This is a genomic window from Burkholderia sp. A9 (assembly GCF_000801975.1).
Window position 1 is genome coordinate 74,479 of record NZ_JSZN01000007.1, and the last position, 22,368, is coordinate 96,846.

Below are 22,368 nucleotides of genomic sequence, written 5' to 3' on the forward strand. Positions count from 1 at the left end.
TAGCCCATGGGCCCGTTACGGTTTCCAGCGGTACATGAGCACCTTGCCGCGTGCGTCTTCCTCGACGAACACCAGGTATTCGCCGTTCTCGCGCCGGAACGCGCTGATGCCGAACGGCACGTCGACCCAGCCCGACGCCTTGCCGACCTCCGCGCCCGGACTCATCACGCCGACTTCCTTGCCGGTTTCCTTGTCGTACACGTGGATCTTGCCGACCGGCTCCACCGTGAAGATGTAGCGGCCCTCGACCGTGATCCCGATCAGGTCGAAAATCGGCTTCGCGTCGAGCTGCCACGGCAACGCGACCGTGTAGCGCACCACCGGCGAGCCGGTCGACCACTTGTCGAAGCGCACCAGCACGCGGCCGACTTCCTTGTTGATGCCCGGCTGCGGCGGCGCGTCGGCCGTGTAGCCCGTCACGTACAGCGTGTCCGTCTGCGGCTCGTAGATCGCGCGGCGCAGCTGCGTGAACGGCTGCGGCATCGGATAGGTGGTGACCTTGTCGTACGAGTAGATCGGGTTGCCGGCCTTGTCGACACCGCCGTAGCTGAAGCGGTGAATCCCGCGCACGTCGCTCGTGCGCCAGATGTCGCCCTTCGTGTCGACCCACCAGCCCCAGCCGCCCGCCTTCGCCTTGCCGGTCGAGTTGGTCGTGAACTCGTCCTCGTCGAGCCGGCCGTTGCCGTTCGCGTCGCGCCAGATCCAGTCGCCGCCCGGCGGCTTGTTCGGCACCTTGTCGACCGGCCGCGCGCGGCCCGCGATCAGGCCCGACGGGACTGCGACCTCACCGTCGCGCTTCGCATCGAAGCGGTAGATCTTCAGGTGATCGGCATACATGTCGGTCAGGTACAGGAACGTGCGGCCGTCGACGCGCCGCGCGAACGGCATGCCGGGATACTGGTCCGTGTGGAATACGGGATCGTCCGGATACTTGAAGCGGTTCGACAGGAAGCCGGCGTATTTCCAGTCCTGGCCGGGCGGCTTCGACAGATCGAGCTCGAAGCGCTTGTTGCCCGTGTACACGCTGTTCGGCCGCGCGGGATCGAGCCACGCGCCGTCGACGAACAGCAGCCCCTGCACCTGCCAGCGCAGCTTGCCTTCGGGCGTGTAGCTTTCGAGCACCGCGCCGAGCCCCGCGCCGATCGTGTCGTGACGCGGCCCGATGCCGTTCATCGACACGTACACGTTGCCCGCGCGATCGACACCCACGCCCGTCAGCCCGTTGAAGCGCTGCGGCCCCGGGCGGCCCGGCACCGGGCCCGCGAAGATGCCGCCGCGCTCGCCGAGCGTGCCGGACGGCGCATAACCCTTGCCGCCTTTCGAGAAAATCAGCACCTGCTGGCGTTGACCGTTGTCCGCGACCAGCACGCGCCCTTTCGGGTCGACCGCCACGTCCACCGCCTCGGTGCCGTCGGGCAACGCGGGCGCGTCGTCGAGCTTGCGGCCGTCCGCGCGCACGTGCACGAGATGCGCGGGCCCGCTGAGCGTATCGGTGAGCAGCCACAGCGTGCCGTCGCCGGCAAGCGCGATGCGGCCCGGCTCGTGCTCGCTCCACGTGCCCTTCTTCTGCATCGTCTCGGCGTCGTACACGTCCACCGCGTCATGCGACGGATTCGTCGCGAACAGCGTCTTGTCGTCGGCCGCGAGGCCGCCCACTTCCGCCTTCGCGTCGCCCACTTCCGAGCGTGCGGGGGCCGGCACCTCGTTGACCATCATGAAGCTCGCTGCCATCCGCGCGCGGCCGGCATCGGCGCGCCCGCCGGGCGCGACCTGCGGCGCCGCGCGGAACGGCGCGGGCTGCTTCATGTCGCCGATCGTGCGCCGCGAGATGCCGAACCACTGCTTGCCCTTGTCCGGCCAGATGCCGGGAGACTGCAGGTGGCCGCGCTCGTTGCCGACGCCGATCGCGACGTATGCGTACTTGCTGTTCACCGCGACCGCGTTGCCGCCGAGGTTACCCCAGCCGTGCGTGCCGCCGGCGAAGCCGAGCATCTTCCCGTCCTGGTAGACGCTCGCCTCGGCGCCGCTCTCGTCCCACGGCGCATTCGTATACACCTTGCCGTCGGGCGTCACCGCAATCGCACGGATGTCGATCTGCGTCCAGCTGCCGTCGCCATAGCCGGACGTGTTGCCGATCCACGATGTGGTCGCGGGCAACACGGTTTCAGCCGGTGCGGCGCTCGCCGTCAGCGCCGCGCATATCGTCATGCCAATCAGAATCGGACGTCGCAATGCGCTCTCCAGACTTGATGCGGAAGCGACCGGTGCCGTGGTGGCGGATTGCCTGCCCGGGTGACCTGTCGCTAAATGGGTTTCAAACGTCGCGATGCAGGTTACAAGCAAAAATAATCACAAGAAATTTGGAAATATTTGGGGATGTTTCCGCCTGAGATATCGCGCCGGAACGGCGTGAAATAAACCTGCCGAAGCGGCAATATCGACCGCCTTTCACGCGGCGATCCGTAGAAAATGCCGCTCCACCCCGCCCATCGCGGCGCCCGGCCTGCAAACCTTTCATGTCGTGATTGAAACGATCGGGATTTGAAGGTTTTCAAGCGGATAAATGACATGCGTTTTTTTGCCGATTTCTTTTCCCTAGAATCGATTTCGATTCAATATTTCATTTAAACGCATGCATTACGTTCACGCATCGGATGCGCGGCGCGCCACGGCATCGGCCGCGCGTCGCGAAGGGGTAGCGCGATGACGGGCATCTCACGCACCGCCGACCTCGCCCCGCCGCAACACGGCCGCATCGTGCAGCTCGACGGGCTGCGCGCGATCGCCGTCGGCGCGGTGTTCCTGCAACACGCGCTGAAGGCACCTCTCTGGATGGGCGTCGACCTGTTCTTCGTGCTGAGCGGCCTGCTGATCACCGGCATCCTGCTCGATCGCAAGGCGCGCGGGCAGTCGTACTTCAGCCACTTCTACGCGCGCCGCGTGCGCCGGATCCTGCCGCCGTACGTGCTGCTGCTGGTCGTGTCGACGCTGCTGTTCGGCGCGAGCTGGCTGCCGCACTGGCCGTGGTTCGCGTTCTTCTCGACCAACATCGGGCTGTCGCTCGGCAGCATTGGCCACGACAGCCTGAACGTGCTGTGGTCGCTCGCGGTCGAGGAGCAGTTCTACATCTTCTGGCCGTTCGTCGTGCTGTGGTGTTCGGAGCGCGTGCTGCTGTGGATCGCCGCCGCGCTGATCGTCGCCGCTCCCGTGCTGCGCGCGATCGCGACGCCGTGGTTCGATTCGTTCTGGCCGATCTACTACCTGACGCCGTTCCGGATGGACCTGCTGGCCGCGGGCGCGCTGCTCGCGATCGTGCTGCGTCGCGACCGGCGCGCGCTGGAGCCGTTCTACCCGCTCGCGATCGTCGGCGCGCTGGTGTCGCTCGCGATCCTCGGCTGGCTACACCTGTCGTTCCCGCGTTTCCGCGCGGCGAACACGCCGCTGTCGAACGCCGCGCTCTACAGCATCTCGCTGCTGCTGTGCACGTCGATCGTCGTGATCGCGCTGCGCGGACGCGGCCTCGTGCAGCGCGTGCTGACGAATCCGCTGCTCGTCTACGTGGGCACCGTCAGCTACACCGTCTACCTGATCCACCTGAGCGTGCTGTACGCGCTGTGGCTGCTGCACCTGAACCGCTTCGTCACGGCCGCGCTCGCACTCGCGATCACGCTCGCGTACGCCACCCTGAGCTGGTACGGCTTCGAACGACGCCTGACGCGCGGCCCCGCGCGCAGCACGTTGCCGGCCGCCGCCCGCACGACCGCCTGACTTTCTCAATCTATCGTTTCGACCAGGACATTGCCATGAGCCAAACTCGCAAGAAGGCCATCATCACGGGGATCACGGGGCAGGACGGTGCCTACCTGACCAAGCTGCTGCTCGACAAGGGCTACGAAGTCACCGGCACCTATCGCCGCACCAGCTCGGTGAACTTCTGGCGCATCGCCGAGCTCGGCGTCGACACGCACCCGAACCTCTCGCTCGTCGAGCACGACCTGACGGACGCTGGCTCGAGCCTGCGGCTGCTCGAACGCACGCAGCCCGACGAGCTGTACAACCTGGCCGCGCAGAGCTTCGTCGGCGTGTCGTTCGACCAGCCGGCGACGACCGCCGAAGTGACGGGCCTCGGCCCGCTGAACCTGCTCGAGGCAATCCGCGTCGTGAGCCCGAAGACGCGCTTCTACCAGGCGTCGACGTCCGAGATGTTCGGCAAGGTGCAGTCAATCCCGCAGACGGAAACGACCGCGTTCTACCCGCGCAGCCCATACGGCGTCGCGAAGCTGTACGCGCACTGGATGACCGTGAACTACCGCGAGTCTTACGACCTGTTCGGCTGCAGCGGGATCCTGTTCAACCACGAATCGCCGCTGCGCGGCCGCGAGTTCGTCACCCGCAAGATCACCGACACCGTCGCGAAGATCAAGCTCGGCAAGGCGACCAGGCTCGAGCTCGGCAACCTGGACGCGAAGCGCGACTGGGGCTTCGCGCTCGAATATGTCGAAGGGATGTGGCGGATGCTGCAGGTCGACGAGCCCGACACCTACGTCCTCGCCACCAACCGCACCGAGACCGTGCGCGACTTCGTGCGGATGGCATTCGCGGCCGCCGGCTACCAGATCGAATGGACCGGCAAGGGCGAGCAGGAACGCGGCATCGACGCATCGAACGGCAACGTGCTCGTCGAAGTGAACCCGAAGTTCTACCGCCCCGCCGAAGTCGACCTGCTGATCGGCTGCGCGGACAAGGCCAAAAGCAAACTCGGCTGGGCGCCGGAAACCACGCTCGAGCAGCTTTGCCAGATGATGGTCGAGGCGGACCTGACGCGGAATCGTCACCATGACACGTTCTGAAGCCGGCCGCCCGTCGCGCCGTGCGTTCGTCACGGGCCTGACGGGCTTCACCGGCCGCTACATGGCGCAGCGCCTGCACGCGGCCGGCTACGATGTGTGGGGCACTGTGGCGCCCGGCGCGCCGCGGCCCGACGATCCGGCGTTCGCGCACTGCACGCTGCTGCCCGTCGACCTGCTGGACGCCGAAGCCATGCGTGCGGCCGCCGCCGACGCGCGGCCCGATGCGGTCGTGCATCTCGCCGCGCGCGCGCATGTCGCACAGGATGAGCCGTCTCAGACCTACGCGATCAACATCGCCGGCACGCGCAACCTGCTGGCCGCGCTCGCGGGCCTCGACCACCGCCCTTCGGCGGTGCTGCTGGCAAGCAGTGCGAACATCTACGGCAATTCGACGGCCGGCGTGCTCGACGAAACCGTCGCGCCGGCCCCGGCGAACGACTACGCGGTCAGCAAGCTCGCGATGGAATATGCGGCGAAGCTGTGGGCCGACCGGCTGCCGATCGTGATCGCGCGGCCGTTCAACTACACGGGTGTCGGCCAGAGCGATGCGTACCTGCTGCCGAAGCTCGTCGCGCACTACGCGCGCAACGCGCCGCGGATCTCGCTTGGCAATCTCGACGTGAGCCGCGACTTCTCCGACGTGCGCGACGTGACGGCCGCGTATCTGAAGCTGCTCGAAACCGCGCCGGCCGGCGAGACGTTCAACGTCTGCGCGGAGCGCGCGTATTCGCTGAAGGAAGTGCTGGCGATGCTGTCGCGCATCGCCGGTTACGTGATCGACGTGACGATCGATCCGCGCTTCGTTCGGCACAACGAAGTGAAAAGCCTCTCCGGGTCGCGCGACAAGCTGCGGCGCGCGGTGGGCGATTTGCCCGTCACGCCGCTCGACGACACGCTACGGTGGATGGTCGACGCGATGCGCAACGACACGCACGCGAACGGACATCGCACGGCGTAAGCCCGGCGAATTCATGGGTACAAAACACGAAGGGCCGTTCGCTTGCGCGAACGGCCCTTCGTCCATCGTCACGTCGGATCACGTCACGACAGGCGTGACGTGCCGCGCTCAGCCTTCCAGCCCGCGCGCGAGATCCTTGCGCAGGTCACCCGCATCCTCCAGGCCGACCGACAAGCGGATCAGCCCTTCGCTGATCCCCGCTGCTGCGCGCGCTTCCGGCGTGATGCGGCCGTGCGTGGTGGTCGCCGGATGCGTAATGGTCGTACGCGTGTCGCCGAGGTTGCCGGTGATCGAGATCAGCTTCGTGTTGTCGATCACGCGCCACGCGTTCGCGCGCTGCTGCTCGGGCGTGTCGCCCTTCAGCTCGAACGACACGATCGCCCCGCCCGCCTTCTGCTGGCGCTTCGCGAGTTCGTGCTGCGGGTGCGATTCGAGGCCCGGATGAAACACGCGCGCGACGGCCGGATGCGCATCGAGCCAGCGCGCGATTTCCAGCGCGTTCGCCGATTGCTTCTCGACGCGCAGCGACAGCGTCTCCATCCCCTTCAGCAACACCCACGCGTTGAACGCCGACAGCGTCGGGCCCGCGCTGCGCACGAACGGGAACACCTTGCCCATGATGAATTCCTTCGAGCCGACCAGCGCGCCGCCGAGCACGCGGCCCTGGCCGTCGAGGAATTTCGTCGCCGAGTGCATCACGACATCCGCGCCGAGCTTCAGCGGCTGCTGCAGCACCGGGCTGCAGAAACAGTTGTCGACGACGAACAGCGCGTTCGCGGCCTTCGCGATCTTGCCGATCGCCTCGATGTCGGCGAGTTCGGTCAGCGGGTTCGACGGCGTCTCGAGGAAGAACATCTTCGTTTCAGGCCGCACGGCTTCCTGCCACGCGTTCAGGTCGGTCGGGTCGACGAAGGTCGTGGTGATCCCGAACTTGCTGAAGATCTGCGAGAACATCCCGAGCGTCGAGCCGAACAGGCTGCGCGAGCTGACGAGGTGGTCGCCGGCCTGCAGCGCGGCCATCACGACCGACATGATCGCGGCCATCCCCGACGCCGTCGCGATACAGGCCTCGCCGCCCTCGAGCGCCGCGAGACGCTCCTGGAACATGGTGACGGTCGGGTTCGTGAAGCGCGAATAGGTGAAGTAGTCTTCCGAGTTCGCGAAGCGCTCGGCCGCGTCGGCCGCGCTCGAGAAGCAGAAACTCGACGTGAGGAACAGCGCTTCCGAGTGCTCGTTGAAGTCGCTGCGCAGCGTGCCTGCGCGCACGGCAAGCGTGTCGAAGTTGAGGGAGTCGTCCATGTTCCGTTTTCCGTATCCGATGGCCACGCGCGTTGCGCAGGCCAGATCAAAACCAGGCCAAAAAACAAAAAGCCCGCTATGCGTCGGCATCAGCGGGCTTCGGTGCGGTACGACATGCGACAGCGATCGACTCGGGCCGGCTGCCGCCGGCCTTCGCTTTAGCTGTTTTGGGAAGTCGCCCCGCGTCCGCAAGCTGAATCAAATCGACGCAAGGCCACATCCTATCACGCTTCATTCGAAGCGTGCGCCGGCATTACTCGACCGACAGCTGCAGGTTCATCTGCGACACGGCGGTGTCGCTGGCCGCGTCGCGATCGGCCTGCGACGCCGGTGCGAGGCGTGCGCGCTCGATCGCGTCGAGATACTCGGGCGTCACGGCGCCGGTGATGTAGTTGCCGTCGAAGCACGACGCCTCGAAGCCCTCGAGCTTCGGGTTGATGTCGCGCACCGCGCGGCGCAGATCGTCGACGTCCTGATAGATCAGGTGGTCGGCGCCGATGATCTTCGCGACTTCCTCGTCGGTGCGGCCGTGTGCAACCAGCTCGCCGCGCGTCGGCATGTCGATGCCGTACACGTTCGGGAACTTCACGGGCGGCGCCGCCGACGCGAAGATCACCGACTTCGCGCCCGCATCGCGCGCCATCTGGACGATCTCGTGCGAGGTCGTGCCGCGCACGATCGAGTCGTCGACGATCAGCACGTGCTTGTCCTTGAACTCGATGCTCATCGCATTGAGCTTCTGGCGCACCGACTTCTTGCGCACCGCCTGGCCCGGCATGATGAAGGTGCGGCCGACGTAGCGGTTCTTGAAGAAGCCTTCGCGATACTCGACGCCGAGCTTCGCGGCGACCTGCATCGCGGCCGGTCGCGACGAATCGGGAATCGGCATCACGACGTCGATCGGCACGTTCGGCAGCTCGCGCTTGATCTTCTCGGCGAGGTAGTCGCCCATGCGCAGGCGCACGTTGTAGACGGGCACGCCGTCGAGGCACGAGTCCGGACGCGCGAGATACACGTATTCGAACATGCACGGATTCAGCGTCGGGTTCTCCGCGCACTGCTGGCTGTGGAAGTTGCCGGCCTTGTCGATGAAGATCGCTTCGCCCGGCTGCAAGTCGCGCACGAATTCGAAACCGATGCCTTCGACCGCCACCGACTCCGACGCGACCATCCATTCGGTGCCGTGTTCGGTCTCGAGCTTGCCGATGCAGAGCGGGCGGATGCCGAACGGATCGCGGAACGCGAGCAGGCCGTAACCGGCAATCAGCGACACGATCGCGTACGAGCCCTGCAGGCGGCGATGCGCGCCGGCGACGGCCTTGAACACCGCGGCCGGATCGAGCTCGAGGCCCGTCGTCGACAGCTGCAACTCGTGCGCGAGCACGTTGAGCAGCACTTCGCTGTCGGAGTTGGTATTGAGGTGCCGGCGATCGATCCGGAACATCTCGTCCTTCAGCTGCTCCCAGTTCGTCAGGTTGCCGTTGTGCGCGAGGATGATCCCGAACGGCGCGTTCACGTAGAACGGCTGCGCCTCGGCTTCGTTCGACGCCGAGCCGGCCGTCGGATAGCGGACCTGGCCGATGCCGTAGGTGCCGGGCAGGCTGCGCATGTTGCGCGTGCGGAACACGTCGCGCACCATGCCGTTCGCCTTGTACATGTGGAAATTGCTGCCGTCCGCCGTCGCGATGCCCGCTGCGTCCTGACCGCGATGCTGCAGCAGCAGCAGGCTGTCATAGATCAGCTGATTGACCGGGGATTGGGAGATAACACCTACGATGCCGCACATGGCATGTCCTTCAAGATGACAAAATCGGTTCCGTCCTGCCCGGCTCGCGTCGTCAAACGCGCACGTACTGGGCCATGCCGTCGGGCAGGAGCTGCTTCAGCTCGTGCACGCCCTGCTCGGCGAAAGGACGCAATAGCGCATTGCGCCAGAAATCCTGTTTGGGCAAATCGGTCAGCCCGGCCGCCGCGACCAGCAACACCACCAGCACGCAGCCGCGGACGAGCCCGAACATCATGCCCAGCGAGCGATCGACCCCGCCGAGGCCCGTCGCCTGCGCGATCCGCGACAACAGCGCGTTCGCAACGCCCGCGACGAACACGACGCCGATCACGATCAACGCGAACGCGATCACCCACTGTGTCAGCGCGCCGCCCGGCCAGTTCGCCGGAATGTAAGGCACGACCAGTCCGACAAAGCGGGCCGCGATCACGACCGCCGCGATCCAGCCGATCAGCCCGAAAATCTCGGAGACGAAGCCGCGCCACGCGCCACGTAGCGCAGACAACGCGATCACCGCCAATACAGCGTAGTCGAAAGCCGTCAGCATCGCACGTTACTGCGTGAGTCCGGCTTCGCGCACCTTCGCGATCGCGGCGGATGCCGCCGCACGATCCGCGAACGGGCCGGCACGCAGCAGTGTAGCGGTGCTGCCGTCAGCCTGCTTGCTATGCTCGACATATGCGGGCACGCCCGCCGATTTCAACTTGGTGGCCCACGAACGCGCCGTCGTGTCGTCCTTGAACGAACCGAGCTGCACCGCGAAGCGCGCACCGGCCGGCGATGCCGGCGACGATGCGTCGCCGCTGTCGGTCGCGGCGTCGGCATTCGCGACCACCGCCGGCGCCGGCTTCGGCGCAACCGGCTTCGCCGCGGGGGCGGCCGGCTTCGCTGCGGGCTTCGGCGGCGTCACGCTTGCCGTGGTCGTCGAGTTCGTCGAGGTCGACGCATCGGGCTTCGCGGCCGGCTTGGCTGCATCCTTCGCTACGGGCGCCGGAACGGCCGCCACGGCGACATCGGACGCCGGCGGTTCGTCGTGCGCGACGCCGGCCTGCACGTCGGACGCGTCGTCGTCACGCGGCGCGACCGCCTGATGCGCGGGCCGGTTCGGAATATCGATGGCGATATCGTCGGTGACCGGCTTCGGGTGCGAATCGAGCACCATCGGCAGCACGATCACGGCGGCAACGACGAGCGCGATCGCGCCGACGAGACGCCGGCGTGCGCGTTGCTTTTCTGGAAGGGTCGGATCGAGGAGCAGTGCGTCCGATTCCGGACGCTCGGTGCGGCGCGTGCGTCGCTCGACGCGTTCTGTGCGCTCCGTGCGCACGTTCCGGGAGGCCCCGGTACGACCGCCGCGCCGAGTGGGCGCGTCGTCGTCTTTCTTGCCGAACGAGAAAATTCCCATGAATGGCTGAGTCCGAAACTGCCCGTCAGTCAGTGTTGCTGCGATTTCCGGTAGGCCATCACACCTGCCACCGTATGGAAACTGCCGAAAACCACGATTCTATCATTCTCGGATGCTCTTTTTAGTGCATCTCGAAATGCTTCGGCGGGCGACGCGAACCGGGTCACGCTCGAATCGGCCCCCTCCTCCACGCCGGCCTTGCGCAGCGCGGCTTCGAGTTGCTCCGCGCTCGCCGCGCGCGGCAGCGGCAGGTCGGTCACGCACCAGTGGTCGATCTCGCCCTTCAGGTGCCGCAGCACGCCGTCGATGTCCTTGTCGTGCATCGCGCCGAACACCGCGTAGGTGTACGGGAAGAAGCCCATGTTGCCGAGGTTCTGCTCGAGCACGGCCGCCGCATGCGGGTTATGTGCGACGTCCAGCACGATCGCCGGCTTGCCGGGCAGCACCTGGAAGCGGCCGGGCAGCTCGACGTTCGCGAGCCCGAGCCGGATGTCCTGCGCGGACACCGGCAGCACCGGGCGCAGCGCCTCGAGCGCGGCCAGCGCGGCCGATGCATTGATCAGCTGATTCGCGCCGCGCAGTGCCGGATAGGCGAGCGCCGGATAGCGCTTGTCGCGGCCGAGGTAGCTCCATTGCTGGCGCTCCGCGCCCGGCTGCGCTTCATAGCGGAAATCGCGGCCGACCAGCCACAGGTCGGCACCGATCGCGGCGGCATGGTCGACCAGCGTGTTCGGCACCGCGGGATCGCCGCAGATCGCCGGCTTGCCCGCGCGGAAGATCCCCGCCTTCTCGAACGCGATCTTCTCGCGCGTATCGCCAAGGTATTCGGTGTGATCGATGTCGATGCTCGTGACGATCGCGCAATCGGTATCGATGATGTTGACCGCGTCGAGCCGGCCGCCGAGGCCGACTTCGAGGATCACCGCGTCGAGCCCGCGCGACGCGAACAGGTGCAGGATCGCGAGCGTCGTGAATTCGAAGTACGTGAGCGAGACCGGCTCGGGCAGCGACGTGCGCGCGGCTTCGACGGCTTCGAAGTGCGGCAGCAGCTCGGCATCGCTGACCTGCTGCCCGTTCACGCGCGCGCGCTCGCTGAATTCGAGCAGGTGCGGCGACGTGTGGCAGCCGACCTTGTAACCCGCATGAACCAGGATCGCCTCGAGGAACGCGCAGGTCGAGCCTTTGCCGTTCGTGCCGCCGACCGTGATCACGGGGCACGCGAATTCGAGCTGCAGCGCCGCCTTGACCTGCCCGATACGGGTGAGGCCCATGTCGATGCCGACCGGGTGCGCGCGTTCGAGATGCGAAAGCCACGCGTCGAGAGTGGGAAAAGTGCTCATCGGATCAAATCTGAATCGGTACCGCCACTACGCCAAAAAACGAAACGCGCCGCCCGGCGGTTCAGCCGGGCGACGCGCGCAGTTCACAACGTCGCGCCAATCAGGCCAGCGCGTCGGCCGGCTGTCGCTGCAGCAGCGCGAGCAGCTGCGCGATCTCGTCGCGCATCTTGCGGCGGTCGACGATCATGTCGACCGCGCCCGTCTTCACCAGGAATTCGGCGCGCTGGAAACCTTCCGGCAGCTTCTCGCGAACCGTCTGCTCGATCACGCGCGGGCCGGCGAAGCCGATCAGCGCCTTCGGCTCGGCGATCACGACGTCGCCAAGGAACGCGAAGCTCGCCGACACACCGCCCATCGTCGGGTCGGTCAGCACCGAGATGAACGGCAGCTTGGCTTCGGCCAGCTTGGTCAGCATCGCGGTGGTCTTCGCCATCTGCATCAGCGACAGCAGGCTTTCCTGCATCCGTGCGCCGCCCGACGCCGTGAAGCAGATGAACGGCACGTGCTGCTCCAGCGCATTCTGCGCGCCGCGCGCGAAGCGCTCGCCGACGACCGAACCCATCGAGCCGCCCATGAACGAGAACTCGAAGCAGGCCGCGACGACGGGCAGCGTGTGGATCGCCCCGCCCATCACGACCATCGCGTCGGTCTCGCCCGTCTCGTCCATCGCTTCCTTCAAACGATCGGGGTACTTGCGGCTGTCCTTGAACTTCAGCGAGTCGACGGGCACGATTTCCTGGCCGATTTCATAGCGGCCTTCGGGATCGAGCAACCCGTCGAGACGCTCGCGTGCACCGATGCGCATGTGGTGATCGCACTTCGGGCACACGTGCAGGTTCGCGTCCACGTCGTTGCGGTACAGCACGGCCTCGCAGGACGGGCACTTGACCCACAGGCCTTCCGGAATGCCCTTGCGGCTTTTCGGGTCGGTCTGCTTGATCTTCGGCGGCAACAGTTTGTCGAGCCAGCTCATCGTATGGTTTCCTGTTCCGTGGCGGGGCGGGCCGACCGGCCCGTTCCCGCTTCCTGTGTTGTGTTTATCGCGCCGTGTTGCCGGCGCCGTCCAGGGCGGCGCGCAGCTCGGCGATGAAAGTCTTCAGCGCGGCGGCGGCACCCTCCGGCGCGGCGCTCTCGAGCAGCTGCACCAGGCGGCTGCCGATCACGACGGCGTCCGACACTTCGGCCACTGCGCGCGCCGTTTCTGCGTCGCGGATGCCGAAGCCGACGCCCACCGGAACCGGCACGCGCGACTTGATGGCCGGGATTTTACCCGCAATGCTCGAAACATCCAGATTTCCGGCGCCGGTCACGCCCTTGAGCGACACGTAATACACGTAGCCGCTCGCGATCTTGCCCACGTCGGCGATGCGTTCGTCGGTCGACGTCGGCGCGAGCAGGAAGATCGGATCGATCTGCGCGGCGCGCATTTTCTCGGCGAACACGCCCGCTTCCTCGGGCGGATAGTCGACGACGAGCACGCCGTCGACACCGGCCGCCTGCGCTTCGGTCGCGAACGTGTCGACGCCCATGCGCTCGATCGGGTTCGCATAGCCCATCAGCACGACGGGGGTTTTCGGGTCGGTCTCGCGGAAGCGCTTCACGTCGGCGAGCACGCTCTTCAGCGTGACGCCGCGCGCGAGCGCGCGTTCCGACGAGCGCTGGATCACCGGGCCGTCGGCCATCGGGTCCGAGAACGGCACGCCGAGCTCGATCACGTCGGCGCCGCCTTCGGCGAGCGCGTGCATGAACTCGACGGTCTTCGCGGGATCGGGATCGCCGGCCGTGATGAACGGGATCAGGCCCTTACGGCCTTGTTCGGCGAGTGCGGCGAAGGTCTGCTGGATACGGGAGGACATGGCAATTTTCCTTGATGCGATCGGCACTGCGGCGGCGCGACTCACGCGCACGCCGGCGTGGCGAGCGCGTTCACGCGCTCGTGCGCGATCGCGCAATAACTTTCGTTGATCTCGTAGCCGACGAAGTCGCGCCCCTGCCGTGCGCAGGCCACCGCGGTCGTGCCGCTGCCCATGAACGGATCGAGCACGCGACCGCCCGGCGGGCAGCTCGCGAGCACCATCCGCTCAATGATTTCCAGCGGCTTCTGGGTCGGATGATCGACGCGCTCCGCGTGCTGCCGATGCAGGCGCGAGACCGACCAGACGTCCTTCGGGTTGTAGCCCATCTCCAGCCACTTGCTGCCTTCGAACAGCTTGCGCGAGCGGGCCTTCTTCGTATCGGCGTCGTACGGGATGCGGACTGGATCGAGATCGAAGTAATACGCCCTGGAAACCGCGAAAAAGCCGATGTTGTCGTGCACCGACGTGAAACGGCGCGTCGTGCCGCCCATGCTCGGCACGCGCCGGTCCCAGATGATCTCGTTGACCATCGTGAGCTTCGTCTTCAGGAAACTGAAGATTTCCGGCGCGTACTGCCATGTGCAGAAGATGTACATCGACCCGCTCGGCTTCAGCTTCGGAACCGCGAGCTCGAGCCACTCGCGCGTCCACGCGAGGAAATCGTCGCCCGAACGCTTGTCCGAGTCGTTGCCGTAGTCCTTGCCGAGCCCGTACGGCGGATCGGCGACGATCAGGTCGATCGACGCATCCGGCAGGCGCGCGGCTTCGGTCATGAAATCGCGGTTGTGCAGTTCGATCCCGGGCGGCAGTGCGCGCGGCACGGCGACGGCAGGCTGCCCCGCCCCCGCTTCGCTCGCGGCGCCGCCGCCCGGCTGTTCGATCAGGTCACGCATCGGTCGGGGTCAGAGCGTGAGGCCCGATCGCTCGGCGACCGTGTGCATGTCCTTGTCGCCGCGGCCCGACAGGTTGACGAGCAGGATCTTGTCCTTCGGCAACGTCGGCGCGAGCTTCACGCCATACGCGATCGCGTGGCTCGACTCGAGCGCGGGGATGATCCCCTCGATCCGGCAGCAGTCGTGGAACGCCTTCAGCGCTTCCTCGTCGGTGATCGGCACGTATTGCGCGCGGCCGCTGTCCTTCAGCCATGCGTGTTCGGGGCCGACGCCCGGATAGTCGAGGCCTGCCGACACCGAATGCGTCTCGATGATCTGGCCGTTGTCGTCCTGCAGCAGGTAGGTGCGGTTGCCGTGCAGCACGCCGGGGCTGCCGGCGATCAGCGATGCCGCGTGACGGCCGGTGTCGAGGCCGTCGCCGGCCGCTTCGACGCCGATCAGCTGCACCGACGCATCGTCGATGTACGGATAGAAGATGCCCATCGCGTTCGAGCCGCCGCCGACGCACGCAATCACCGCGTCCGGCTGACGGCCGGCGAGTTCAGGCATCTGCACCTTGCACTCGTCGCCGATCACGCGCTGGAAGTCACGCACCATCGCCGGGTACGGATGCGGACCCGCGACCGTGCCGATGATGTAGAACGTGCTCTCGATGTTCGTGACCCAGTCGCGCATCGCTTCGTTCAGCGCATCCTTCAGCGTGCGCGAACCCGATTCGACCGGCACGACCGTCGCGCCGAGCAACTTCATCCGGTAGACGTTCGCGGCCTGGCGGCGCACGTCCTCGGCGCCCATGTAGACGATGCACTCCATCCCGAAGCGGGCGCAGATCGTCGCCGTCGCGACGCCGTGCTGGCCGGCGCCGGTCTCGGCGATCACGCGCTTCTTGCCCATCCGCTTCGCGAGCAGCGCCTGGCCGATCACGTTGTTGATCTTGTGCGCGCCGGTGTGGTTCAGGTCCTCGCGCTTCAGGTAGATCTGCGCGCCGCCGAGCATCTCGCTCCAGCGCTGCGCGTGATAGATCGGCGACGGACGGCCGACGAAGTACTTCAGTTCGCGCTCGTATTCCGCGACGAAATCGGGGTCGTTCCGGAATTTTTCATACGCCGTGCGCAGTTCGTCCAGCGCGTGAATCAGCGTCTCGGCGACGAATACGCCGCCATACGGGCCGAAGTGGCCGCGATCATCAGGAAGGTTGTACATGGTGTCACTCTCGATCGGTCGGCGCGCCCCGCTGTCGGGGCCGCACCTTCTTGCATCACTCGGCGTCCGCTGCGCGCACCGCGCGTACGAACGCCGCCATCCGGGCGTGATCCTTCACGCCCTTCGCACCCTCCACTTCGATGCCGCTCGAGACATCGACAGCAAACGGGCGCAACTGGCGGATCGCATCACCGACGTTTTGCGCGTTCAAGCCACCACTCAAAACGGCCCGATGCGCGAGCTCTGCGGGAATAAGAGACCAATCGAAGACCTTGCCGCTACCGCCGTAGTCCGGCACCAGAGTGTCGTACAGGAGGCCGCGTGCTTTCGAATAATGAAGAGCTGATTCTACCAAATCGGCCGGCTGCGTCGAGGGGCCGACGCGCACCGCGCGCAACCACGGCAGGCGCGCCGCGCGGCCGAGCGCCTCGCACTGCTCGGGCGTCTCGTCACCATGGAATTGCAGCACCGTGAGCGGCACGTCGCGCACGACCGCTTCGAGCTCGGCTTCGGTCGCGTTCACAAACAGTCCGACCACCGATACGAACGGCGGCGCGAGGCGCGCGAGCTCGGCCGCCTGCGCGATCGAGACCGCGCGCGGGCTCTTCGAGTAGAACACGAGGCCGATCGCATCGGCGCCGAGTGCCGCCGCGTGCAGCACGTCCTCGGGGCGCGACAGGCCGCACAGCTTGATGCGCGTGCGCGGCGCGAGGCCGGCCGCGGCGGGAGTCGAAGGAGACACGGCGTGATCCGTCATGGTTGTGGGTCCAGGTCGGCCCAGACGCTGCTCCACGGCACGCTGCCGAGCTGCGCGGGCGGGACGGCGAATTCCGCCGGGTAGCCGACATGGGCAAGATACAGCCCGTCGGCCATGAACGTGGGCGCGGCGAGCTTGCGATCGCGCCCGGCCAGCACGTCGACGATCCAGTCCGCCGGATAGCGGCCGCGCCCGACCGCGACGAGGCAGCCCATCAGGTTGCGCACCATATGGTGCAGGAACGCATTCGCGCGGAAGCGGAAATGAATAAAGTGGCCCGCGCGCCGCACGTCGATCTGGTACAGGTGTTTGACCGGCGTCTTCGACTGGCATTCCGACGACCGGAACGACGAGAAGTCGTGCTCGCCGATCAGGTGCGCGGCGGCGGCACGCATCGCGTCGTCGTCGAGCGGCGTGTGGATCCAGCCCGCCCGGCCGGCCAGCATCGGCGAGCGCACGGGGTGCACATACAGCGCGTAGTAATAGGTGCGCTCGAACGCCGCGAAACGCGCATGGAACGTGTCCGGCATCGGCTTGGCCCACTGGACGGACACGGTCGACGGCAAGAACGCGTTGGTGCCGCGCACCCACGAGAAATCCTCGCGGTCGAGGTCGGTGTCGAAGTGCACGACCTGCCCGAGCCCGTGCACGCCCGTGTCGGTCCGTCCCGCAACCGTGGTGTGCAGCGGCACGCACGCGAATTCGCCGAGCGCGTGCTCGAGCGCGTCCTGCACGGTCTTGCCGTGCGGCTGCGCCTGCCAGCCGCAGAACGCGGCGCCGTCGTACTGAACCCCCAGCGCGATTCGCATCACGCCTGTTCCGCCAGTTTCGCGAGCAGCGCACGCGCATCGTCGCGCGTCGCGGCGTCGTTCGCGTCGACCACTTCCTGCAGCAGCGTGCGCGCGCCGGACAGGTCGCCCAGCTCGACATACTCGGACGCGAGATCCAGCTTGTTGCGCGCAATGCGCACGAGCTCGGCCGGCGTCAGCGCGGGCAACACGGCATCCGGCGTGGCAGGCAGGTCGAGATCGAAATCCAGCTTCAACGCGCCGAACTGCGCACCGCCGAGCGGCGGCAGCGACGACAGCGCAGACGAACCGCCCTCGTGCGACGCCGGCGTTGCCGCGTCCGGGTCCCAGTCGAACTCGTCGTCATGGTCGGCCGGGTGTTCCGGGGGCAGATAGCTCGCGCCGACGGGCCGGCGTGGCGCGGATTGACCGTTAGTTGCAATTTTCCCGCTTTCGGCCTGCCCTTCCTGCGCGGCAGACTCGTCCGCGATACGCGGCGGCAGCGGCATGTCGAGGCTGTTGAGCGCGCTGATCGCGTTCTGCATCAGCACCGCGTGCTGGGCATCGGTTGCAGCAGGCGCTTCGACCGGCTCGCCGGCGGCCGTTGCCGCGACGGGCGCCAAGTCGTGCGGCACCGGCGCCGAGTCGCGCTCCAACGCGGCGTGCGCGGACGGCGCTTCCGCTTGATCGTCGTGCGGCTTCACCGCTTCCGGCGACGACGACGCATCGGCATCGCGCGTATCGACCGTCTCTGCCGCTGCCGCGATGGCCGCGACGAGACTCACGTCGGCGGCCGCGTCTCGGGCAACCGGCGTCTCGGGCAGGATCGGCGGCAACGGCTCGACGGACGACGACGATGCGCCGGCATCGGCCGCCGCCGCATCAGCAGACTCAGACGCAACCGCATCGGCAGGCCGCGCTTTCCGGCGCTTGCGCCACGCGAACCCGGCCGCGAGAACCACCACGGCCGCGCCGGCCGCTGCGGCCGGGCGCCAGTCGATCTGATCGGAACCGCGCGCGGGCGGCGTCGCCGTGACGGGCACGGCCGACTGCACAGGCGCCGATGCCGGCTGCACCGCGCTGGCGACCACGCCGGACGCCGCTTCGCTCGCGGCCGACGACGCGGCGGCAGATGCAACTGCGTCGGGCGCGGCCGGGCGCGGGGCGGCGGGTGTCGCTGCCGGTGCGGGTGTCATGTTGCCGGTCGCGGCAGGCTTGCCGATCCCGTGCTTCTGCAGTTCCATCAGCACGCGGTTCTGCAGTGCCAGTAATTGCTGCAGGCTCGACGGCCGCGGCTGCGACGCGCCCACGACGGATGCCGCAGCGGACGGTGCGTGCCCGCCCTGCACCAGACCGCCCGGTGCGGGCTGCGCAGCAGCCTCGCTCGCGGACGACGGGGCGGACTGGATCGCGCCACTCCATTCGTGCGGCCCGCCGTCGCCGGCACCCGGTGCCACCGGCTGAACGGTCGCGACCGACGACGCGCCATGCGCGCCCGACGCACCGGTCGAAGCGGACGCACCTGCCGCCGCCGCTGCGCTCGCGCCGCTCACGGCTGCCGGATGCGTGACCGATGCAGCCGGCCCGGTTTGCACGGCCGACCCCGCATGCGGCGCGGACGCACCATGCTGCGCGGCCACGGACGCGCCCGGCGCGGCGACCGCCGCGGCAGCGGCCGATGTACCGGATGCTGCGGACGCTCCGGCCGGCACGAGTGCCGCGCCCGTCGCGTCGAGCGCGGGCACCGTCAGCGTCACGCCGGGCTTCAGGCGGTTCGGGTCGCGCTTCATGAACGCCTGCGGATTGGCGTCGAACAGTGCGCGGCCAGCGCGCGCGAGCACACCCGGGTCGTGCGACTGCGTGGCTGCTTTCGCGAGATCGTTCAACGACTGGCCCGGCTGGACCGTAACGGCAAGCGGAGCGGGGCCGCCTGTGGCGGATGCCGGCAGTTCTCCGGCACCGGCCGCCCAGGCCGATGCGGCCGCGCCGAGCGCCAGGATCGCCAGCGCACCACGCACGGCGCGCGACAGACGGGACAGACGCGGAAACAAGGAAATTCGGGACATCGTAGGCTCTATCGCCGCGCGCGGGCGCGGCTCGGATTCGCGTAGGGAAGCGTCAATAAAGTCGCCGCAGAAATGCAAAAGCGTCGCGCAGAACGCGACGCTTTCGGCGCCTCTGCGCGTCGTAACCGCGTAGTTTACTTCACACGATCGGGTTCGGGCCGAATTCGTCGCCGGCGATCGTGGCCGGCCATGCCCGTGCAGCGACGCAACCGGCGACCGTGCCGGGCTGCCGGCAGGCGGACCGCGCGACTGTCGCGCCGATCGGCATCATGAATCGCACGCGGCAGTATTATCAAAAACGGGGCATCGATTGATGAAAATCGCGACCAGAACACGCCGCCGGGAATGAATCGGCGCTCGTGTGCTGCGCATCGCATCCTCTGCGCGTGTCACAGGATTCGATCCGGGCAGCAGGCCAGGGCCGCGCAAGTAGCCGGAGCCTTCTCGCCCGCCCAGCACTGGTTCGCGACAACCACCCCGTCGCCCGGCCATCCCCACCCGGGCGACCAATAAAAAACGCCTGCCGCCCCGCGAGGGGCAAGCAGGCGTATCGCTGCGCGCGCCGACAGCGCGCGGTGCGGCCCGATGCTTACTTGTCGAGCAGGATGCGCAGCATGCGGCGCAGCGGCTCGGCCGCACCCCACAGCAGCTGGTCGCCGACCGTGAACGCCGACAGGTATTCGCCGCCCATCGCGAGCTTGCGCAGACGGCCAACCGGCACGGTCAGCGTGCCGGTGATCTTCGCCGGCGACAGGTCGCGCATCGATGCTTCACGCTCGTTCGGCACGACCTTCACCCAGTCGTTTGCCGACGCGAGGATGCCGTTGATCTCGTCGAGCGGCACGTCCTTCTTCAGCTTGATCGTCAGCGCCTGCGAGTGGCAGCGCATCGCGCCGATCCGCACGCACAGGCCGTCGACCGGGATCGAACCCGGCTCGCCCATTGCCGGCTTGCCGAGGATCTTGTTGGTTTCCGCGCCGCCCTTCCACTCTTCCTTCGACATCCCGTTGCCGAGATCCTTGTCGATCCACGGAATCAGCGAGCCGGCGAGCGGCACGCCGAAGTGGCTCGTCGGCATCGCATCGCTATTCATCGTGGCGAGCACGCGGCGGTCGATGTCGAGGATCGCGGAAGCCGGATCGGCGAGTTGTTCCTGCACCGCGCCGTGCAGCGCGCCCATCTGCGACAGCAGTTCGCGCATGTTCTGCGCGCCCGCGCCCGATGCGGCCTGGTAGGTCATCGCCGTCATCCAGTCGACGAGGTTCTCGCGGAACAGGCCGCCGAGCGCCATCAGCATCAGGCTGACCGTGCAGTTGCCGCCGACGAAGTTCTTCGTGCCCTTGACGAGCGCGTCCTTGATCACGTCGAGGTTGACCGGATCGAGGATGATGACCGCGTCGTCCTTCATCCGCAGCGACGAGGCCGCGTCGATCCAGTAGCCGTTCCAGCCGGCCGCACGCAACTTCGGGAACACTTCGTTCGTGTAGTCGCCGCCCTGGCACGTGATGATCACGTCGCACTTCTTCAGCTCGTCGACGTTGGTCGCGTCCTTGAGCGTAGTCTCGTTTTTCGCGAACGACGGCGCCTTGCCGCCCGTGTTGCTGGTGCTGAAAAACACCGGCTCGATCAGGTCGAAATCACCTTCTTCCTGCATGCGCTGCATCAGCACGCTGCCGACCATGCCGCGCCAACCTACGAGACCTACGTTCATGACTAACCCTTTGAATGGAGCTTCCCCGCCATTTCCGCCCCCGGCGTGACCGCGCGGGGAAACAGGCGGGCACGACGGACGATCAGCGTTTAATGATCGTTTTCGTGGTAATGGTTTTCGTGATGACGATGGCGCGCGTACCCGCACGGGCAGTGTTGCCGTGGAGTTTCAAGACCGGGGAGATCAGGGAAATCAGCGCCATCGTTCGAGTCTACACAAAGCCGGTTGCCCGCACAACGGCCAACCGCGCGCGAACCGGCCGATTTCGCGGCCTGCTCGCGCCCTTTTCTACATTTACTGCCGTACTGCCTTGCCGTGCGCGTTACAGCGCGGCGACGACTGCGTCGCCCATCGCCGCCGTGCCGACCTGCTTGCAGCCCGGCGTCGCGATGTCGCCCGTGCGATAGCCTTGCTCGAGCACCGTTTTCACCGCGCGCTCGATGCGATCGGCCTGCTCCGCGCGATTCAGCGAATAGCGCAGCAGCATCGCGGCCGACAGGATCGTCGCCAGCGGGTTCGCGATGCCCTTGCCCGCGATGTCCGGCGCCGAACCGTGCGACGGCTCGTACAGACCCTTGTTGTTCTTGTCGAGCGACGCCGACGGCAGCATGCCGATCGAACCCGTCAGCATCGACGCTTCATCCGACAGGATGTCGCCGAACATGTTGCCGGTCACGATCACGTCGAACTGCTTCGGCGCCTTCGCGAGCTGCATCGCCGCGTTGTCGACATACATGTGCGACAGCTCGACGTCCGCGTATTCCTTCGACACGTCGATCATGATGTCGCGCCAGAACTGCGACGTTTCGAGCACGTTCGACTTGTCAACCGACAGCAGCTTCTTCGCGCGCTTTTGCGCGGCCTGGAACGCGACGTGCGCGATGCGACGCACTTCCGGTTCCGAGTAGCGCATCGTGTCGAAGCCTTCGCGCGCGCCGGCGAACGGGCCGTCCGGCGCGGCGCGCACGCCGCGCGGCTGGCCGAAGTAGATGTCGCCGTTCAGTTCGCGCACGATCAGGATGTCGAGGCCCGCGACGAGCTCCGGCTTCAGCGGCGACGCATCGACGAGCTGCGGATAGCAGATCGCCGGACGGAAGTTCGCGAACAGCTCGAGATGCTTGCGCAGCCCGAGGATCGCCTGCTCGGGGCGCAGCGCGCGCTCGAGCGAGTCGTACTTCCAGTCGCCGACCGCGCCGAACAGGATCGCGTCTGCTTCCTTCGCGAGCGCAAGCGTCGCGTCCGGCAGCGGATGACCGCTCGCCTCGTAGCCCGCGCCGCCGACCGGCGCCTGCTCGAGTTCGAACTTCTCGTCGAGGGCGTTCAGCACCTTGACCGCTTCGTTGACGATTTCCGGGCCGATGCCGTCGCCGGGCAGCACTGCAATCTTCATGCGTTATTCCTGACTGGGTAGGTGTTGGTGGCAGGTCGGCGAGCACGCGTCATGCGTGCCCGCCCG

General features: G+C 67.1%; 20 protein-coding genes. 3 read left to right on the forward strand and 17 right to left on the reverse strand.

Annotated elements, in window-relative coordinates; all coding sequences use genetic code 11:
• Nucleotides 1–15: 15 nt before the first annotated feature.
• Both PI86_RS04100 and PI86_RS17285 read right to left on the reverse strand, forming a co-directional pair.
• Entirely contained in the window at nucleotides 16–2,208 is a 2,193-nt protein-coding gene (locus tag PI86_RS04100) for a hypothetical protein (protein WP_039318991.1), read from the reverse strand.
• A gap of 106 nt (nucleotides 2,209–2,314) precedes the next feature.
• Nucleotides 2,315–2,518 (reverse strand): hypothetical protein, encoded by a 204-nt coding sequence (locus tag PI86_RS17285; protein WP_161792352.1) that lies wholly within the window; start codon nucleotides 2,516–2,518, stop codon nucleotides 2,315–2,317.
• A 185-nt stretch (nucleotides 2,519–2,703) separates the two neighbouring features.
• Between PI86_RS17285 and PI86_RS04105 the strand changes: the two genes are divergently transcribed.
• The 3 genes from PI86_RS04105 to PI86_RS04115 are packed head-to-tail and all read left to right on the forward strand — an operon-like array spanning nucleotide 2,704 to nucleotide 5,808.
• Nucleotides 2,704–3,768, forward strand: coding sequence for an acyltransferase family protein (locus PI86_RS04105; RefSeq protein WP_039318994.1), 1,065 nt, complete (start codon nucleotides 2,704–2,706; stop codon nucleotides 3,766–3,768).
• Between the two features lie 35 nt (nucleotides 3,769–3,803).
• The gene (gmd, locus tag PI86_RS04110) at nucleotides 3,804–4,850 is read left to right on the forward strand and encodes a GDP-mannose 4,6-dehydratase (protein WP_039318997.1); all 1,047 of its coding nucleotides are present in this window, start codon (nucleotides 3,804–3,806) and stop codon (nucleotides 4,848–4,850) included.
• Nucleotides 4,837–5,808 carry an NAD-dependent epimerase/dehydratase family protein gene (locus PI86_RS04115; RefSeq protein WP_039319001.1) on the forward strand — a complete coding sequence of 324 codons (972 nt, stop codon included), beginning with the start codon at nucleotides 4,837–4,839 and terminating at the stop codon, nucleotides 5,806–5,808. The genes gmd and PI86_RS04115 overlap by 14 nt, the downstream gene beginning before the upstream one ends.
• Nucleotides 5,809–5,916: 108 nt before the next feature.
• Here the strand turns inward: PI86_RS04115 and PI86_RS04120 are convergent, their stop codons facing one another.
• From PI86_RS04120 to leuB, 15 genes are all read right to left on the reverse strand, one after another.
• Nucleotides 5,917–7,107: an O-succinylhomoserine sulfhydrylase gene (locus PI86_RS04120; protein WP_039319002.1), complete on the reverse strand. Its 1,191-nt coding sequence runs from the start codon at nucleotides 7,105–7,107 to the stop codon at nucleotides 5,917–5,919.
• A 253-nt stretch (nucleotides 7,108–7,360) separates the two neighbouring features.
• Entirely contained in the window at nucleotides 7,361–8,893 is a 1,533-nt protein-coding gene (gene purF / locus PI86_RS04125; protein ID WP_039319005.1) for an amidophosphoribosyltransferase, read from the reverse strand.
• A 52-nt stretch (nucleotides 8,894–8,945) separates the two neighbouring features.
• On the reverse strand, nucleotides 8,946–9,440 hold the full coding sequence (locus PI86_RS04130; RefSeq protein ID WP_039319008.1) for a CvpA family protein: 495 nt from the start codon (nucleotides 9,438–9,440) through the stop codon (nucleotides 8,946–8,948).
• A 6-nt stretch (nucleotides 9,441–9,446) separates the two neighbouring features.
• The gene (locus PI86_RS04135) at nucleotides 9,447–10,298 is read right to left on the reverse strand and encodes an SPOR domain-containing protein (RefSeq protein ID WP_039319010.1); all 852 of its coding nucleotides are present in this window, start codon (nucleotides 10,296–10,298) and stop codon (nucleotides 9,447–9,449) included.
• 29 nt (nucleotides 10,299–10,327) lie between these two features.
• Nucleotides 10,328–11,638, reverse strand: coding sequence for a bifunctional tetrahydrofolate synthase/dihydrofolate synthase (gene folC / locus PI86_RS04140; protein WP_014899948.1), 1,311 nt, complete (start codon nucleotides 11,636–11,638; stop codon nucleotides 10,328–10,330).
• Nucleotides 11,639–11,738: 100 nt separating this feature from the next.
• Nucleotides 11,739–12,611, reverse strand: coding sequence for an acetyl-CoA carboxylase, carboxyltransferase subunit beta (accD, locus tag PI86_RS04145; protein ID WP_039319013.1), 873 nt, complete (start codon nucleotides 12,609–12,611; stop codon nucleotides 11,739–11,741).
• A 64-nt stretch (nucleotides 12,612–12,675) separates the two neighbouring features.
• Nucleotides 12,676–13,494 carry a tryptophan synthase subunit alpha gene (gene trpA / locus PI86_RS04150; RefSeq protein ID WP_039319015.1) on the reverse strand — a complete coding sequence of 273 codons (819 nt, stop codon included), beginning with the start codon at nucleotides 13,492–13,494 and terminating at the stop codon, nucleotides 12,676–12,678.
• Between the two features lie 41 nt (nucleotides 13,495–13,535).
• Nucleotides 13,536–14,387, reverse strand: coding sequence for a DNA-methyltransferase (locus PI86_RS04155; protein WP_039319018.1), 852 nt, complete (start codon nucleotides 14,385–14,387; stop codon nucleotides 13,536–13,538).
• Between the two features lie 9 nt (nucleotides 14,388–14,396).
• Nucleotides 14,397–15,590 carry a tryptophan synthase subunit beta gene (gene trpB / locus PI86_RS04160; RefSeq protein ID WP_014899952.1) on the reverse strand — a complete coding sequence of 398 codons (1,194 nt, stop codon included), beginning with the start codon at nucleotides 15,588–15,590 and terminating at the stop codon, nucleotides 14,397–14,399.
• Nucleotides 15,591–15,645: 55 nt separating this feature from the next.
• Nucleotides 15,646–16,347: a phosphoribosylanthranilate isomerase gene (locus PI86_RS04165; RefSeq protein ID WP_039319020.1), complete on the reverse strand. Its 702-nt coding sequence runs from the start codon at nucleotides 16,345–16,347 to the stop codon at nucleotides 15,646–15,648.
• A complete protein-coding gene (truA, locus tag PI86_RS04170) occupies nucleotides 16,344–17,156 on the reverse strand; it encodes a tRNA pseudouridine(38-40) synthase TruA (protein WP_014899954.1) in 813 nt (270 codons plus the stop codon). The genes PI86_RS04165 and truA overlap by 4 nt, the downstream gene beginning before the upstream one ends.
• Nucleotides 17,156–19,201, reverse strand: a complete 2,046-nt coding sequence (locus PI86_RS04175; RefSeq protein WP_039319025.1) for a FimV/HubP family polar landmark protein — start codon at nucleotides 19,199–19,201, stop codon at nucleotides 17,156–17,158. The genes truA and PI86_RS04175 overlap by 1 nt, the downstream gene beginning before the upstream one ends.
• 589 nt (nucleotides 19,202–19,790) lie before the next feature.
• On the reverse strand, nucleotides 19,791–20,912 hold the full coding sequence (asd, locus tag PI86_RS04180; protein ID WP_014899956.1) for an aspartate-semialdehyde dehydrogenase: 1,122 nt from the start codon (nucleotides 20,910–20,912) through the stop codon (nucleotides 19,791–19,793).
• Nucleotides 20,913–20,994: 82 nt separating this feature from the next.
• Nucleotides 20,995–21,114 carry a hypothetical protein gene (locus PI86_RS17640; RefSeq protein ID WP_039319027.1) on the reverse strand — a complete coding sequence of 40 codons (120 nt, stop codon included), beginning with the start codon at nucleotides 21,112–21,114 and terminating at the stop codon, nucleotides 20,995–20,997.
• 120 nt (nucleotides 21,115–21,234) lie between these two features.
• Nucleotides 21,235–22,302: a 3-isopropylmalate dehydrogenase gene (gene leuB, locus PI86_RS04190; RefSeq protein WP_014899957.1), complete on the reverse strand. Its 1,068-nt coding sequence runs from the start codon at nucleotides 22,300–22,302 to the stop codon at nucleotides 21,235–21,237.
• Nucleotides 22,303–22,368: the final 66 nt, after the last annotated feature.